This is a genomic window from Metapseudomonas resinovorans DSM 21078, from assembly GCF_000423545.1.
Lineage (GTDB): Bacteria > Pseudomonadota > Gammaproteobacteria > Pseudomonadales > Pseudomonadaceae > Metapseudomonas > Metapseudomonas resinovorans.
This window is the reverse complement of record NZ_KE384030.1, coordinates 183,030-199,112: the sequence shown is the minus strand read 5'-3', so window position 1 is coordinate 199,112 and position 16,083 is coordinate 183,030. Positions and strand designations below refer to the sequence as shown.

Below are 16,083 nucleotides of genomic sequence, written 5' to 3'. Positions count from 1 at the left end.
ATCCTCTCCCACTCGAATGGTTCCGAAATGACCGACCAGACCACCCGCCTTCCCGTTCGCCGCGCCCTGATCAGCGTCTCCGACAAGACCGGCATCGTCGAATTCGCCCGTGAACTGGCTGCCCTTGGCGTGGAAATCCTCTCCACCGGCGGCACCTACAAGCTGCTCAAGGACAACGCCATCGCCGCCGTGGAAGTCGCTGACTACACCGGCTTCCCGGAAATGATGGACGGTCGCGTGAAGACCCTGCACCCGAAGATCCATGGCGGCATCCTCGGCCGTCGCGACCTCGACGGCGCGGTGATGGAACAACACGGCATCAAGCCGATCGACCTGGTCGCGGTCAACCTCTACCCCTTCGAGGCCACCGTCGCCAAGCCTGACTGCGACCTGCCCACCGCCATCGAGAACATCGATATCGGCGGCCCGACCATGGTCCGCAGCGCCGCGAAGAACCACAAGGACGTCGCCATCGTGGTCAACGCCAGCGACTACGCCAGCGTCCTCGAAGGCCTGAAAGCCGGCGGCCTGACCTACGCCCAGCGTTTCGACCTGGCCCTCAAGGCGTTCGAGCACACCTCCGCCTACGACGGCATGATCGCCAACTACCTGGGCACCATCGACCAGGCACGTGACACCCTGTCCACCGAAGGCCGTGGCGCCTTCCCGCGCACCTTCAACAGCCAGTTCGTCAAGGCCCAGGAAATGCGCTACGGCGAGAACCCGCACCAGAGCGCGGCGTTCTACGTGGAAGCGAAAAAGGGCGAAGCCAGCGTCTCCACCGCCATTCAGCTGCAGGGCAAGGAACTCTCCTTCAACAACGTGGCCGATACCGACGCCGCGCTGGAGTGCGTGAAGAGCTTCGTCAAGCCGGCCTGCGTCATCGTCAAGCACGCCAACCCGTGCGGCGTGGCCGTGGTACCGGAAAACGAAGGCGGCATTCGCAAGGCCTACGACCTGGCCTACGCCACCGATACCGAATCCGCCTTCGGCGGCATCATCGCCTTCAACCGCGAGCTGGATGGCGAAACCGCCAAGGCCATCGTCGAGCGCCAGTTCGTCGAAGTCATCATCGCGCCGAAAATCTCCGCCGCCGCTCGTGAAGTGGTCGCTGCCAAGGCCAACGTGCGTCTGCTGGAATGCGGTGAATGGCCGGCTGAGCGTGCCGCAGGCTGGGACTTCAAGCGCGTCAACGGCGGCCTGCTGGTACAGAGCCGCGACATCGGCATGATCAAGGCGGAAGACCTGAAGATCGTCACCCAGCGCGCCCCGAGCGAGCAGGAAATCCACGACCTGATCTTCGCCTGGAAAGTGGCCAAGTTCGTCAAATCCAACGCCATCGTCTACGCAAAGAACCGCCAGACCGTCGGCGTCGGCGCCGGCCAGATGAGCCGCGTCAACTCCGCCCGCATCGCCGCCATCAAGGCCGAGCATGCCGGTCTCGAAGTGAAAGGTGCGGTCATGGCGTCCGACGCCTTCTTCCCGTTCCGCGACGGCATCGACAACGCAGCCAAGGCCGGCATCACCGCGGTGATCCAGCCGGGTGGCTCCATGCGTGACAACGAAGTCATCGCCGCCGCCGACGAAGCAGGCATCGCGATGGTGTTCACCGGCATGCGCCACTTTAGACACTAACGGTCGCCCTCGAGCAGGCGTCTGCTGTGTTGCCCGCCCCGTCCCCAATGCTCATTGCCAGAAGGCAACTCCGCTTGGTGACGGGGCAGGCGCCTTGCATCTACCAGCTCGATCGCAACCTCGACATTCGTAGGTTGGGTGGCGCGAAGCGATACCCAACGATCCGGCTCCAATCGGAGCAGATCAGGAGAACGCAATGAACGTACTCATCATCGGCAGCGGCGGTCGTGAACACGCCCTGGCCTGGAAAGTGGCCCAGGACCCGCGCGTGGCGAAGGTCTTCGTGGCCCCGGGCAACGCCGGCACCGCGACCGAAGCCAAGTGCGAGAACGTCGCCATCGACGTGCTGGCCCTGGAACAACTGGCCGATTTCGCCGCCAAGAACGTCCAGCTGACCATCGTCGGCCCGGAAGCGCCGCTGGTGAAAGGCGTGGTCGATCTGTTCCGCAGCCGTGGCCTGGACATCTTCGGCCCGACTGCCGGCGCCGCCCAACTGGAAGGTTCCAAGGCCTTCACCAAGGACTTCCTGGCCCGCCACAAGATCCCCACCGCCGACTACCAGAACTTCACCGAAGTGGAGCCGGCCCTGGCCTACCTGCGCGAAAAAGGCGCTCCCATCGTGATCAAGGCCGACGGCCTGGCCGCGGGCAAGGGCGTGATCGTCGCCATGACCCTGGCCGAAGCCGAAGACGCCGTGCGCGACATGCTCGCCGGCAATGCCTTCGGTGACGCCGGTTCGCGCGTGGTGATCGAAGAATTCCTCGACGGCGAAGAAGCCAGCTTCATCGTCATGGTCGACGGCCAGAACGTGCTGCCCATGGCCACCAGCCAGGACCACAAGCGCGTTGGCGACGGCGACACCGGCCCCAACACCGGCGGCATGGGCGCGTACTCCCCCGCTCCGGTGGTCACCGCCGACGTGCACCAGCGCGTGATGGACGAAGTCATCTACCCGACCGTGCGCGGCATGGCCGAGGAAGGCAACGTCTACACCGGCTTCCTCTACGCCGGCCTGATGATCGACAAGAGCGGTGCGCCCAAGGTCATCGAGTTCAACTGCCGCTTCGGCGACCCGGAAACCCAGCCCATCATGGTGCGCCTGGAGTCTTCCCTGGTCCTCCTGGTGGAAGCCGCCCTGGCCAAGGCCCTGGACAAGGTCGAAGCCACCTGGGACCCGCGCCCCACCGTGGGCGTGGTTCTGGCCGCCGGCGGCTACCCGGGCGACTACGCCAAGGGTGACGTGATCGAAGGCCTGGACGATGCCGCCGCCCTGGACGGCAAGGTGTTCCACGCCGGTACCGCGCTGAAGGACGGCCAGATCGTCACTGCCGGTGGTCGCGTACTCTGTGCCACCGCCATCGGCGCCAGCGTGTCCGACGCCCAGCAGCAGGCCTATCGCCTGGCGGAGAAAATCCGCTGGAACGGGTGTTTCTACCGCAAGGACATCGGCTACCGCGCCATCGCCCGGGAACGCAACGACGGGTAAAAGGTCGGAAATAGTGCTCACCAAGGCGGCCAGTGGCCGCCTTGGTCATATTCCGCACAAGAGGGGCTTGGCTATAATCCGGCCACTCACCCACGAAGGGACCTCGACCGTGCTTCGGCTCAGGATTGCCACAGGATTGATCGCCAGCCTGCTACTGGCCCTGCTCCATCTGTTGCCTGCCCAGGCGGCGGAAGGGCGGCAGTGGAGCATGCTGCTCGACCCCAGCGCCAACCTGCAGCTGCAGGAAGTCCGCACCCAGCAGGCCCTCTCCCAGTTCACTCCGGTCGACCTCGACGAGCTTTATACCCCCGGTGGCAGCAGCGCCCTCTGGCTTCACTACCGGCTTGCACCCAGCCAGCATGAACAGCTGCTGCGGGTCTTCGCTCCTTACCTGGCCTATCTCGACCTCTACGTCCTCAAAGGCGATGAGCTGGTCGCCCATACCCGCACCGGCAGTCGCCTACCCTTCAGCGAGCGTCCGCTGCCCAGCCGGGATTTCCTCCTGCCCCTGCCGGTTCAGCAGGAGCCCCTGGACCTCTACCTGCGCATGGCTTCGGAACACGCCCTGCGCCCCACGGTGACGCTGCAGTCTTCGGCGCTGATGGCCGCCGACGATACCCGTCCGCTGCTCTTCGGGCTGATGCTCGGGGGCCTTGGCATGCTGGTCTATTACAACCTGGTGCGTTACGCCTACTCCCGTGCCGCCGTCAGCCTTTGGCTGGCCGCCGCGCAGAGCTGCCTGATCGTCACCAGCGTCAGCCTGCTGGGCATCAGTTCGCCCTGGTTGGGTGACTGGCAGAGCGCGCAACCGCAAATTGCCAACCTCTCGATGCTGATGGCCATGGTCTGCGCCCTGGCCTTTACCGTCAGCTTCTTCCACAAGGTCTGCCCGAACACGCCACTGGCGCTCCTGTTGCTGGGCGAGATCGTGCTGATCTCCCTCACCGCCGCCCTGCTGCTGATCGTCACCGACCTGCAGTTCAACCAACTGGTGTATGGGCTGGCCGCCATCGCCAGCCTGAGCATGTTCGCGTACGCCCTGGTCCACTGGCACCAGGGCTACCATCCGGCGCGGCTGTTCAGCCTGGCCTTGGGCGTGTTCTGCGTGGCCATCCTCGGCGCCCTGCCGGCGCTGTTCGGCTACTGGCACCTGCAATCCGACTGGCTGGCCTACACCCTGCTGGCGATCTCCACCGTCAGCGGCGTGTTCCTCAGCATGGCCCTGAGCGAACGCCAGCGACGCCTCCAGAACGAAGCCTTCAGCGCCAGCCGGGCCCTGGCCGCCAGCTCCGCCGAACTCAAGGCCAAGGGTGAATTCCTCGCCAAGATCAGCCACGAAATCCGCACCCCGATGAACGGTGTGCTGGGCATGACCGAGCTACTCCTGGGGACGCCGCTGTCGGCCAAGCAGCGCGACTACGTGCAGACCATCCACAGTTCCGGCAACGAACTGCTCACCCTGATCAACGAAATCCTCGACATTTCCAAGCTGGAATCCGGCCAGATCGAACTGGACGACGTGCAGTTCGACCTCAACGCCCTGATCGACGACTGCCTCGACATCTTCCGTGCCAAGGCCGAACAGCAGCGCGTTGAGCTCATCAGCTTCATGCAGCCCCAGGTGCCCCGCGTGATCAGCGGCGACCCTACACGCCTGCGGCAGATCCTCCTCAGCCTGCTGGACAACGCCTTCAAGCAGACCGACGAGGGCGAAATCCTCCTGGTGGTGGCGCTGGACAACAGCTCGGCCCGCCCCCGCCTGCGCATCGCGGTGCAGGACAGCGGCCGGCCCCTGGAGGCCGGCGAGCGCGAAGCCCTGCTCAACGCCGAATTGCAAAGCAGCGACTTCCTCGCGGCGTCCAAGCTCGGCGGCCGCCTCGGCCTGGTCATCGCCCGACAACTGGCGCGCCTGATGGAGGGCGAATTCGGTATCCAGAGCGGTGCCGGCCAGGGCAGCACCCTCTGGCTGACACTGCCCCTGGACAGCCAGCACCTGGAGCGCCCCGTTGCCGACCTCGACAGCCCGCTGGAAGGCGCACGCCTGCTGGTCGTGGACGACAACGACACCTGCCGCAAGGTGCTGGTCCAGCAATGCAGCGCCTGGGGCCTGCAGGTCAGTGCCGTACCGTCCGGAAAAGAGGCCCTGGCCCTGCTGCGCACCAAGGCGCACCTGCGCGAGTACTTCGACGTGGTCCTGCTGGACCAGGACATGCCCGGTATGACCGGCATGCAGCTGGCGGCCAAGATCAAGGAAGACCCGAGCCTCAACCACGACATCCTGATCATCATGCTCACCGGCATCAGCAATGCGCCGAGCAAGATCATCGCGCGCAACGCCGGCATCAAGCGCATCCTCGCCAAGCCGGTGGCCGGCTACACGCTGAAGACCACGCTGGCGGACGAGTTGAACCAACGCAAGGCCGGCGGTTCCATCTCGCTGCCGGGCTCCCAGGTCAGCGAACCGATCCACGTCCCCAATGACTTCCGCATCCTGGTGGCCGAGGACAACAGCATCTCCACCAAGGTCATCCGCGGCATGCTGAGCAAGCTCAACCTCGAGCCAGATACCGCCAGCAACGGCGAGGAAGCCCTGAGCGCCATGAAGAACCAGCACTACGACCTGGTGCTGATGGACTGCGAGATGCCGGTACTGGATGGCTTCACCGCCACCGAGATGCTGCGGAACTGGGAAAACCTGGAGCAGCGCCCGCGCACGCCGGTAGTCGCCCTCACCGCCCACATCCTCAGCGAACACAAGGAACGCGCCCGTCAGGCCGGCATGGACGGCCACATGGCCAAGCCGGTGGAACTCTCGCAACTGCGCGAACTGATCAAATACTGGGTCGCCGAGAAGGAAATGCGCGAACGGCATGCGATGCATAGCTGACACTTGGCGCTAGCACACCTCAATGGTGGGCTGAAGCCCACCCTACAATTCCGCGCGTCCGGGCCTACCCAAACCTCACCGCGAAGATCGGCGGCAGGTGCCCCGCCACCAGGTTCCAGCTATCGCCCTGATCCTCCGATACCCACAGATGCCCCGTGGTGGAACCCATCACCAGGCGCTGGCCGCTCTCGTCCACATCCAGCCCGTGGCGATACACCAGGTCGTAGCAGAGTTGCTGCGGCAGGCCCTGCTCCAGTACGTCGAAGCGCTTGCCACCATCACGGGTGCGCGTAACGCGTAAACGCTGGTCGGCGGGGACGCGGCATTCGTCCTTCACCGCCGGCACGAACCAGGCACAGTCCGGCTCGGAGGGATGCACCGCAACGGCGAAACCGAAGGTAGACGGGCCGGCCTGCGGGATCTCCCGCCAGTTCAGCCCTCGGTCGTCGCTGACGAAGATGCCGTTGTGGTGTTGCACCCAGAGTCGCTCCGGATCAACCGGGCAGGCCACCATGCGGTGCGGGTCCTGGATGTCCGGCTCCTCGGCGCGCTCCGGCGGCATGTACGCGGCGCGCATGCCACGGGTGCGGTAGCTCCAGCTCGCCCCCTCATCCTCGCTGTGCCAGACGCCACCGCAGGACACGGCCAACGTCAGGTGCCGGCTGTTGCGCGGGTCCACGCAGATGGAGTGGATACCCGGCTGGTCATAGCCACCCCCGAACCAGTTGGCCCGTTCCGGGCGCTGCCACAGGCTGTCCACCAGGGCCCAGGAACTGCCATGGTCGCGAGACCTGAACAAGCCACCGGGAATGGTCCCTGCCCACAGGGTGCCAGGCTGGTCGGGGCCGCCGGGCTCCAGGCACCAGATCATCTCCACCGACGGCCCGTCCTCGCCCTCCGCCGCCTGCGCAAAGGCCGGGGCGGCGATCTCTTCCCAGTTGAGTCCCGCATCAACCGAGCGCCACAGCTTGGGGCCGAAGTGGCCCAGGTGCAGGGCAGCGTAAAGATGCCCGTCACGCGGATCGGCCAGCAGCATGCTCACCGGTTCGCCCAGGAAATCCTGACGCGCCAGGCGCCAGCCATCACCCTCAGGCTCGAAGCGCAGCAGGCCCTTGCGGGTCGCCACATGGATGCATCGGCTCATGGTCCTTCTCCTTGCTCCGGCTCAACCACCGGACAGCGCCTGGACGACGAAGATGTCGCTGGCCGCCCCGACCGGGTCGCTGAGCCGGCGGCGGTCGCTGACTTGCTGGGCGTCGACGAACACCGCCACATGCCGGCGCAGGTGACCCTGGTCATCCAGCAGGTAGCTGCGCAGCCGTGGATTGGCGGCGAAAGCGGCCTCCAACGCCTCGGCCACAGAAACGGCCATGACATCCAGCTCGGGGACATCGAGGTGACGCTGCAGGTTGGGGGTGAAGCTGATGTGCGCCATCAACGGCTCCCTGCGCGACGAAACGACCCAGTGGGAGAAGGTATAGCCGACCACGGCGGGGCGGTTATAGTTGTGCGCCCAATGGCAGGGCAGCCTCTACACTGAGGAACGGCCCTCGCAGTCACGAACGGATGCCCCCATGCTCGAAAGCCTTTCCAGCCTGTACCTGAAGATGCTGGTGCTCTATAGCCCCTTCTTCGTGCTCTCCTGCTTCATCAGCCTGACCCGTGGCTACACGGTGAAGGAGCGCAAGAGGCTCGCCTGGAAAGTCGCCCTCGGTACCCTGGTCGCCAGCGCCCTGCTCTACCTGTTTGGCCAGGCCATCTTCAATGTTTTCGGCATCACCATCGACGCCTTCCGCATCGGCGCCGGTACCGTTTTGTTCATCTCCGCCCTCGGCATGGCCCAGGGCAAGCCGGCGGTGCAGGCGGACAACGTGCAGCAGGATGTCACCATCGTGCCGCTGACCATCCCCCTCACCGTCGGCCCCGGCACCATCGGCGCCATGCTGGTGATGGGCGCGGGCCATGTGCACTGGGACGACAAGCTCACCGCGCTGTTCGCCATTGCCATCGCCAGCGTAACGGTGGGCGCCATTCTCTATCTCTCCGACCATATCGAACGTCTCCTTGGCGACCAGGGCCTGCAGATCGTCAGTCGCCTGATGGGCCTGTTCGTCTGCGCCCTGGCCGCGCAGATCATCTTCACCGGGGTGAAGAATTACCTGGTGCTGTAGCTTCGTGCGTGATGCCCAACGCGGCGTTGGGCTTCGCTTCGCTCTGCACCAACCTACGTCCTGATTCCCTACCCATGCCCTGGCGCGGTGCGAAACTAATCGCATCGAGAACACCAAAATTCCGACTTAAGCCCAGCAATGACAGGGCTTTCCCGGATCTGGCACCACCTTTGCTCAAGGGAATTCCAACTTGGATACAAGATGGAACTCCAGAGTATGTCCGACGCCCCCAACGCCTTTACCCTGACCGACTGGCAACAGGCCTATCGCGATCAACTGCAACCTGCCGACCTGCTGCACGCTCTGCGCCAGCGTCTGAGCACGGATGACAATGCCTGGATCAGCCTGGTCAGCGCCGAACAGCTGGACGGCCAGCTCGCCGAACTGGCTACCCTGCTCGCTGCCGCCGAAGGCCGTCAGGAGCGCCTGCCGCTGTACGGCGTGCCCTTCGCCATCAAGGACAACATCGACGCCGCCGGCTGGACCACCACGGCTGCCTGCCCCGAATTCGCCTACCCGGCCAGCGAGGACGCCACGGTGGTCGCCCGCCTGCGCGCAGCCGGCGCCATCCTCATTGGCAAGACCAACCTCGACCAGTTCGCCACCGGCCTGGTGGGCACCCGCTCGCCCTACGGCGCGGTAAGCAACGCCTTCAACCCCGAGTACGTCAGTGGCGGCTCCAGCTCCGGCTCGGCCTCGGTGGTCGCTCGCAGCTTGGTGCCCTTCTCCCTCGGCACCGACACCGCCGGCTCCGGCCGCGTGCCCGCCGGCTTCAACAACATCGTCGGGCTGAAACCCACCAAGGGCTGGCTGCCCAACACCGGGCTGGTTCCGGCCTGCCGCACGATCGACTGCATTTCGGTGTTTGCCCTGACCGTGGCCGACGCCGAGACCGTAGCGCGCATTGCCGGCGGCTACGACGCCCTTGATCCCTACTCGCGGAATAACCCCAACAGCGCGCCGGTGGGCATGGGCGTCAAGCCGAAGTTCGCCATACCGGATGTGCTGGAGTTCTTCGGTGACGAGCAGACCCGCGTCGTCTTCGAGACCGCGCTGGACAAGCTCCGCGCCCTCGGTGCCGAGATCACGCCAATCGACTTCAGCCCCTTCCGCCAATTGGCCGAGCAGCTCTACCAGGGCTCCTGGGTGGCCGAGCGCACCGTGGCGGTCGAGGGCGTCGACCCTGCGCACATCGACCCGGTGGTGCGCGGCATCGTCGAGAACGGCCAGAACTACAGCGCTTGCGACGCCTACAGGGCCGAGTACCTGCGGGCCGAACTGGCGCGCCGGATCAACCTGGCTCTGGAACCCTTCGATGCCCTGGTGGTGCCCACCTCGCCCACCATCCGCCGCATCGCCGAAATGGCCGAAGAACCGGTGCTCTTCAACGCCCAGTTCGGCACCTACACCAACTTCACCAACTTCTCCGACCTCAGCGCCCTGGCCCTGCCCGCCGGGTTTCGTACCGACGGCCTGCCGGCCGGCATCACCCTGCTCGCCCCGGCCTGGCACGACGCCGCCCTGGCCGCTTTCGGCAAGCGCTGGCAAGCCAGCCTCGACCTGCCGCTGGGCGCCACCAATCGCGCCCTGCCTGCACAGGCGCCGGCCAAGCAGGCCCCTGGCTGTGTGCGGGTGGCGGTAGTGGGGGCGCACCTCACCGGCATGCCGCTGAACTTCCAACTCACCAGCCGCGACGCCGTACTGGTGGAAGAAACCCGCACCGCCGCCGATTACCGCCTGTTCGCCCTGCCCGGCACCGTGCCGCCCAAACCGGGCCTGGCCCGCAGCCAGGACGGTGCGCCGCTGATCGTCGAGCTTTGGGACATCCCCCTGGCGCGCTTCGGCGAATTCGTCGCCGAGATTCCTCCGCCACTGGGCATCGGCAACCTGCAGCTGGAAGACGGCCGCTGGGTGAAAGGCTTCATCTGCGAGCCCTACGCCCTGGAAGGCGCTCGCGACATCACCGGCTTCGGCGGCTGGCGCGCCTTCATCGCCAGCCAGCAGCGCTGACCATGCAGCTCGCCAGCACCACTAACGGGCGCCGCGAGCGCCCCGAAAGTCTCGCCGGGCGCATCTACGCCCGGCTCAAGAGCGAGATCAGCGAGTTCCGCCTGCTGCCCGGCGACCGCTTCAGCGAGGGCGATGTGGCCGAGCGCATGCAAGCCAGTCGCACGCCTGTACGACAGGCCCTGCACCGCCTGGAGCGCGAGGGTTACCTGGAAGTTCGCTTTCGCAGCGGCTGGCAGGTGAAGGCTTTCGACTTCGACCATTTCGAGGAGCTGTACGAGCTGCGCATCGTCCTCGAACTGGAAGCGGTACGTCGCCACTGTGCGCGCCCCACACAGGAGCAACCCGAAGCACTGCAACGGCTCAGTCGCACCTGGTTGGTGCAACCGCAACCACAGGACGGCTTCGAAGTGTCGCGCCTGGACGAGGACTTCCACTGCCATCTGGTGGAAGCCGCAGGCAATCGCGAGATGGCCCGTATCCACCGCGAAGTCAGCGAAAAGATCCGCATCATCCGCCGCCTGGACTTCACCCAGGCGCCGCGCATCGACGCCACCTACCGGGAGCACGCAGCGATTCTCCAGGCCATTGGCGAGCGAAAGTGCGAAGAGGCACAGCAATTGCTGAGGACCCACATCGAAACGAGCAAGGCCGAAGTACGCAAGATCACCCTGCACATGTTGCACAGCGCTCGGCAAAGACCGCAGCCGGCCCAAGGGTGACGAGGAAGACCCTTTGAAAACTGCCCGGATAACAAGCCAATAAATGCAGTAATTTCAAACACTTGTGAGAATGGAGACCGACCCCATGCAACGTCGCAGCCTGATCAAGGCGTTCACCCTTTCCGCATCCATTGCCGCCATGGGCATGTCCTGGTCCATCCAGGCGGCCGAGACCATCAAGGTCGGCATCCTGCACTCGCTGTCCGGCACCATGGCGATCTCCGAGACCTCGCTGAAAGACATGGCGCTGATGACCCTCTCCGAGATCAACGCCAAGGGCGGCGTGAACGGCAAGCAGCTTGAACCGGTGGTGGTCGACCCGGCTTCCAACTGGCCGCTGTTCGCCGAGAAGGCCCGTCAACTGCTGACCAAGGACAAGGTGGACGTAGTCTTTGGCTGCTGGACCTCGGTATCGCGCAAGTCCGTGCTGCCGGTGTTCGAGGAGCTCAACGGCCTGCTCTTCTACCCGGTGCAGTACGAAGGTGAAGAACTCTCCCCCAACGTCTTCTATACCGGCGCCGCGCCGAACCAGCAGGCCATCCCGGCGGTGGAATACCTGATGAGCGAAGACGGCGGCAGCGCCAAGCGCTTCTTCCTGCTGGGCACCGACTACGTCTACCCGCGCACCACCAACAAGATCCTGCGCAGCTTCCTGCACAGCAAGGGCATCGCCGACAAGGACATCGAAGAGGTCTACACCCCCTTCGGCCACAGCGACTATCAAACCATCGTCGCCAACATCAAGAAGTTCTCCGCCGGCGGCAAGACCGCAGTGATCTCCACCGTCAACGGCGACTCCAACGTGCCCTTCTACAAGGAACTGGCCAACCAGGGCCTGGAAGCCACCGACGTGCCGGTAGTGGCCTTCTCGGTGGGCGAAGAGGAACTGCGCGGCATCGACACCAAGCCGCTGGTGGGCCACCTGGCCGCCTGGAACTACTTCGAGTCCGTGGATAACCCGGTCAACGACACGTTCGTCGAGCAGTGGAAGGCCTATGCGAAAGCCAAGAACCTGCCCAACTACCAGACCGCGGTGACCAACGACCCGATGGAAGCCACCTACGTCGGCATCCACATGTGGGCCCAGGCCGTCGAGAAGGCCGGTACCACCGAGGTGGACAAAGTGCGCGAGGCCCTGGCCGGCCAGACCTTCGCCGCGCCCTCCGGCTACACCCTGACCATGGACAAGACCAACCACCACCTGCACAAGCCGGTGATGATCGGTGAAATCCAGGAAGACGGTCAGTTCTCGGTGGTCTGGCAGACCGAAGGCCCGCTGCGCGCCCAGCCCTGGAGCCCCTTCATCCCCGGCAACGACAAGAAGCCGGACTACGCGGTGAAGACAAACTGAGTTGAACGAGGACGTCCGGAGACTGCGCTGACCCTGACTCTCCTCACCCCCGGCCCCTCTCCCGTAGGGAGAGGGGCCGGGGGTGAGGGAGGTGCCTGCTGGCACAACCCTCTCTCCGCGCCATGAACCAGGACCACCCTATGCCGACAGTCCTCTACCGAATCCTCCTCGCCCTGGCCCTGCTGCTTCCTGTCGAAGCACTGGCCGGCGACGCCAACGACTTCGCCGCGGCCAATCCGGCACAGCAGGCGAAACTGCTGGAGCGCTGGGCCGCCGAGCCCGACGCCGCGCGCCAGCCGCTGCTCGATGCCCTGCAGCAGGGCCGCTTCGCCGTTGACGCCAAACAGGCCTTCATCGAACAGGATGGCGCCTATGCCGCCGCCGAAGGTGACGCCGCCCCCAGCGGTACACCGAAGAAACTGCGCCTGAACAACCGCCTGCGCGGCCTTCTGATCACCGCCCAGGCCAGCCACCAACTGCTTGCCGCCGAACCCACCATTCGCCTGGACGCCGCGCGCCAACTGCAGAAGAGCGCCAAGCCCGCCCAATTGCCCCTGCTCAACCAGCGCATGGTGGCCGAAGAGGATGCCGGCGTGCGTGACGCCCTCTCCCTCGCCCTGGCCAACCTGCAGCTGGTCGACCCGGACCCGGCCATCCGCCTCAACGCCGTGCGCCTGCTCGGCGAAACCGGCGACCCGCTGGCTCGCACCCGCCTCGAAGCCTTGCTCGATCCGGCCGTGGAAACCGATGCGGGCGTGCGCACCGCTGCCGAAACCAGCCTGAGCCAGGTCAAGCGCCGGTTGCTGGTGGGCGAGTTGCTCGGCCAGGCCTTCAGTGGCCTGTCGCTGGGTTCCATCCTGCTGCTCGCCGCGCTGGGCCTGGCCATCACCTTCGGCCTGCTCGGGGTGATCAACATGGCCCACGGCGAGATGCTGATGCTCGGTGCCTACGCCACCTACATGGTGCAGCTGGGCTTCCAGCGCCTGGCGCCGGAGATGCTGGCCCTGTATCCGCTGGTGGCGCTGCCCGTGGCCTTCTTCGTCACCGCCCTGGTGGGCATGGCGCTCGAACGCACGGTAATCCGCCACCTCTATGGCCGGCCGCTGGAAACCCTGCTCGCCACCTGGGGCATCAGCCTGATCCTGATCCAGCTGGTGCGGGTGATCTTCGGCGCGCAGAACGTCGAAGTGGCCAACCCCGCCTGGCTTTCCGGTGGCGTGCAGGTCCTGCCCAACCTGGTGCTGCCTTACAACCGCATCGTCATCATCGGCTTCGCCCTCTTCGTGGTGGCGCTGACCTGGCTGCTGCTGAACAAGACCCGTCTCGGCCTCAACGTCCGCGCGGTCACCCAGAACCGCAACATGGCCGCCTGCTGCGGCGTACCCACTGGCCGTGTGGACATGCTGGCCTTCGGGCTCGGCTCCGGCATCGCCGGTCTTGGCGGCGTGGCGCTGTCGCAGGTCGGCAACGTCGGCCCCGACCTCGGCCAGGGCTACATCATCGATTCGTTCCTGGTGGTGGTGCTGGGCGGCGTCGGACAACTCGCCGGCAGCGTCATGGCCGCCTTCGGTCTCGGCGTGGCGAACAAGATCCTCGAACCGCAGATTGGCGCCGTGCTGGGCAAGATCCTGATCCTGGCGCTGATCATCCTCTTCATCCAGAAGCGCCCGCAGGGACTCTTCGCACTCAAAGGAAGGGTGATCGACTGATGACTCAACCCCTCAACCAGACCCTGCTCGCCCGCGCCACGACCACCCTCGGCCCGCGCGTGTCGCTGGCCATCGGCGTCGCGGTACTCGCTGTCCTGCTGGCCCTGCCGCTGCTGCACCTGCTGCCCGCGGACAACCCGCTGCAGGTCTCGGCCTACACCCTGACCCTGGTGGGCAAGATCCTCTGCTACGCCATCGTCGCCCTCGCCCTGGACCTGGTCTGGGGCTACGCGGGGCTGCTGTCCCTCGGCCATGGTTTGTTCTTCGCGCTCGGCGGCTACGCCATGGGCATGTACCTGATGCGCGAAGCGGCCGGTGACGGCCTGCCGGCCTTCATGAGCTTCCTCGCCTGGACCGAACTGCCCTGGTACTGGGCTGGCACCCAGCACTTCCTCTGGGCCCTGTGCCTGGTGGTGCTGGCACCCGGTCTGCTGGCGCTGGTGTTCGGCTTCTTCGCCTTCCGCTCGCGGATCAAGGGCGTGTACTTCTCGATCATGACCCAGGCATTGACCTTCGCCGGCATGCTGCTGTTCTTCCGCAACGAAACCGGTTTCGGCGGCAACAACGGCTTCACCGACTTCCGCCGCATCCTCGGTTTCGACATCACGGCGCCGGGTACCCGCGCCGTGCTGTTCCTCGCCACCGTGGCCCTGCTGGTGGGCAGCCTGCTGCTCGGCTGGCGCCTGGCGCGGAGCAAGTTCGGCCGGGTGCTCACCGCCCTGCGCGACGCCGAGAACCGCCTGATGTTCTGCGGCTACGACCCGCGCGGCTACAAGCTGTTCATCTGGGTGCTGTCGGCCGTGCTCTGCGGCCTGGCCGGCGCGCTCTACGTGCCCCAGGTAGGCATCATCAACCCCAGCGAGATGTCGCCCACCAACTCCATCGAGGCGGCGGTGTGGGTCGCGCTCGGCGGACGCGGCTCGCTCGTCGGCCCGCTGCTCGGCGCAGGCCTGGTCAATGGCATGAAGAGCTGGTTCACCGTGGCCTTCCCGGAGTACTGGCTGTTCTTCCTCGGCGCCCTGTTCATCCTGGTCACCCTCTATCTGCCCAAGGGCGTGATTGGCCTGGTCAAACGGGGAGACAAGTAAATGCGTGCAGCCCCGGTACCCGAACTCATGCTCGAGCCCGCCTTCGACCCCAACCGCGATGCCGGCAGCGGCCGCGACTCGCTAGGCCTCGGCCGCACCGCCGGCCAGGGCCTGGACGTGCGCCACGGCACCATCCTCACCCTGGAAGACATCAGCGTCAGCTTCGATGGCTTCAAGGCGCTGCGTGACCTCAACCTCTACATCGGGGTCGGTGAGCTGCGCTGCATCATCGGTCCCAACGGCGCCGGCAAGACCACGCTGATGGACGTGATCACCGGCAAGACCCGCCCCGACACCGGCAAGGCCTGGTTCGGCGAAACCCTCGACCTCACCCGCATGAGCGAAGTGGAAATCGCCCAGGCCGGCATCGGCCGCAAGTTCCAGAAGCCCACGGTGTTCGAGGCACTCTCGGTGTTCGAGAACCTGGAGCTGGCACAGAAGACCGACAAATCCGTCTGGGCGAGCCTGCGGGCGAAGCTCACCGGCGAACAGAAGGACCGCATCGACGAAGTGCTCGCGGTGATCCGCCTGGAAGCCTCGCGCAATCGCCCGGCCGGCCTGCTTTCCCACGGCCAGAAGCAGTTCCTCGAGATCGGCATGCTGCTGATGCAGGACCCGCAATTGCTGTTGCTCGACGAGCCGGTGGCGGGCATGACCGACGCCGAAACCGAGTTCACCGCCGAGCTGTTCAAGAGCCTCGCCGGCCAGCATTCGCTGATGGTGGTGGAGCACGACATGGGCTTCGTCGGCTCAATCGCCGACCACGTCACCGTGCTGCACCAGGGCCACGTCCTGGCCGAAGGCTCGCTGGCCGAGGTGCAGGCCAACGAACAGGTGATCGAGGTCTACCTCGGCCGCTGACCCGTTGCAGGACGATTTCCCTGTAGGTTGGTGCAGAGCGAAGCGAAGCCCAACAACCGGTCCGCAGGACCGGCACCGGGGACCTGATGAACACACAGGAGCGCGATGCGCTCCCCGTTGGGCTTCGCAGGCTCAGCGCCAACCTACGGAAAGGCAGCGCCATCCA

Annotated in this window: 12 protein-coding genes; 10 read left to right on the top strand and 2 right to left on the bottom strand. The window is 65.7% G+C overall.

Features of this window, described 5'->3' with window-relative positions; all coding sequences use genetic code 11:
- Positions 1–27: 27 nt before the first annotated feature.
- The 3 genes from purH to G559_RS0124300 all read left to right on the top strand — a co-directional run bounded on the left by purH (position 28) and on the right by G559_RS0124300 (position 6,008).
- Positions 28–1,635 (top strand): bifunctional phosphoribosylaminoimidazolecarboxamide formyltransferase/IMP cyclohydrolase, encoded by a 1,608-nt coding sequence (gene purH / locus G559_RS0124315; protein WP_028630725.1) that lies wholly within the window; start codon positions 28–30, stop codon positions 1,633–1,635.
- A gap of 196 nt (positions 1,636–1,831) precedes the next feature.
- Positions 1,832–3,121 carry a phosphoribosylamine--glycine ligase gene (purD, locus tag G559_RS0124305; RefSeq protein ID WP_028630724.1) on the top strand — a complete coding sequence of 430 codons (1,290 nt, stop codon included), beginning with the start codon at positions 1,832–1,834 and terminating at the stop codon, positions 3,119–3,121.
- A gap of 109 nt (positions 3,122–3,230) precedes the next feature.
- Positions 3,231–6,008: a hybrid sensor histidine kinase/response regulator gene (locus G559_RS0124300; RefSeq protein ID WP_036997836.1), complete on the top strand. Its 2,778-nt coding sequence runs from the start codon at positions 3,231–3,233 to the stop codon at positions 6,006–6,008.
- Between the two features lie 64 nt (positions 6,009–6,072).
- Here G559_RS0124300 and G559_RS0124295 read toward each other — a convergent pair whose 3' ends face one another.
- Entirely contained in the window at positions 6,073–7,152 is a 1,080-nt protein-coding gene (locus G559_RS0124295; protein ID WP_028630722.1) for a WD40/YVTN/BNR-like repeat-containing protein, read from the bottom strand.
- 21 nt (positions 7,153–7,173) lie between these two features.
- Entirely contained in the window at positions 7,174–7,443 is a 270-nt protein-coding gene (locus G559_RS0124290; RefSeq protein ID WP_028630721.1) for a ubiquitin family protein, read from the bottom strand.
- Between the two features lie 139 nt (positions 7,444–7,582).
- Here G559_RS0124290 and G559_RS0124285 point away from each other — a divergent pair, with 139 nt between their 5' ends.
- From G559_RS0124285 to urtD, 7 genes are all read left to right on the top strand, one after another.
- On the top strand, positions 7,583–8,179 hold the full coding sequence (locus G559_RS0124285) for a MarC family protein (RefSeq protein WP_028630720.1): 597 nt from the start codon (positions 7,583–7,585) through the stop codon (positions 8,177–8,179).
- Between the two features lie 216 nt (positions 8,180–8,395).
- The gene (gene atzF / locus G559_RS0124280; protein WP_028630719.1) at positions 8,396–10,189 is read left to right on the top strand and encodes an allophanate hydrolase; all 1,794 of its coding nucleotides are present in this window, start codon (positions 8,396–8,398) and stop codon (positions 10,187–10,189) included.
- 2 nt (positions 10,190–10,191) lie between these two features.
- Positions 10,192–10,908: a GntR family transcriptional regulator gene (locus G559_RS0124275; RefSeq protein WP_028630718.1), complete on the top strand. Its 717-nt coding sequence runs from the start codon at positions 10,192–10,194 to the stop codon at positions 10,906–10,908.
- Positions 10,909–10,993: 85 nt separating this feature from the next.
- The gene (urtA, locus tag G559_RS0124270) at positions 10,994–12,259 is read left to right on the top strand and encodes an urea ABC transporter substrate-binding protein (protein WP_028630717.1); all 1,266 of its coding nucleotides are present in this window, start codon (positions 10,994–10,996) and stop codon (positions 12,257–12,259) included.
- A 140-nt stretch (positions 12,260–12,399) separates the two neighbouring features.
- Positions 12,400–13,968: an urea ABC transporter permease subunit UrtB gene (urtB, locus tag G559_RS0124265; RefSeq protein ID WP_028630716.1), complete on the top strand. Its 1,569-nt coding sequence runs from the start codon at positions 12,400–12,402 to the stop codon at positions 13,966–13,968.
- Positions 13,968–15,056, top strand: coding sequence for an urea ABC transporter permease subunit UrtC (gene urtC, locus G559_RS0124260; RefSeq protein ID WP_028630715.1), 1,089 nt, complete (start codon positions 13,968–13,970; stop codon positions 15,054–15,056). Before urtB ends, urtC begins: the two co-directional genes overlap by 1 nt.
- A complete protein-coding gene (gene urtD / locus G559_RS0124255) occupies positions 15,057–15,917 on the top strand; it encodes an urea ABC transporter ATP-binding protein UrtD (RefSeq protein ID WP_028630714.1) in 861 nt (286 codons plus the stop codon).
- The last annotated feature ends 166 nt before the right edge of the window (positions 15,918–16,083 follow it).

Coding starts and splice junctions, on each gene's coding strand:
- purD (WP_028630724.1), top strand. CDS start 1,832: ATGAACGTACTCATCATCGGCAGCGGCGGTCGTGAACACGCCCTGGCC.
- urtA (WP_028630717.1), top strand. CDS start 10,994: ATGCAACGTCGCAGCCTGATCAAGGCGTTCACCCTTTCCGCATCCATT.
- G559_RS0124295 (WP_028630722.1), bottom strand. CDS start 7,152: ATGAGCCGATGCATCCATGTGGCGACCCGCAAGGGCCTGCTGCGCTTC.
- G559_RS0124275 (WP_028630718.1), top strand. CDS start 10,192: ATGCAGCTCGCCAGCACCACTAACGGGCGCCGCGAGCGCCCCGAAAGT.
- urtC (WP_028630715.1), top strand. CDS start 13,968: ATGACTCAACCCCTCAACCAGACCCTGCTCGCCCGCGCCACGACCACC.
- atzF (WP_028630719.1), top strand. CDS start 8,396: ATGTCCGACGCCCCCAACGCCTTTACCCTGACCGACTGGCAACAGGCC.
- purH (WP_028630725.1), top strand. CDS start 28: ATGACCGACCAGACCACCCGCCTTCCCGTTCGCCGCGCCCTGATCAGC.
- urtB (WP_028630716.1), top strand. CDS start 12,400: ATGCCGACAGTCCTCTACCGAATCCTCCTCGCCCTGGCCCTGCTGCTT.
- G559_RS0124290 (WP_028630721.1), bottom strand. CDS start 7,443: ATGGCGCACATCAGCTTCACCCCCAACCTGCAGCGTCACCTCGATGTC.
- urtD (WP_028630714.1), top strand. CDS start 15,057: ATGCGTGCAGCCCCGGTACCCGAACTCATGCTCGAGCCCGCCTTCGAC.
- G559_RS0124285 (WP_028630720.1), top strand. CDS start 7,583: ATGCTCGAAAGCCTTTCCAGCCTGTACCTGAAGATGCTGGTGCTCTAT.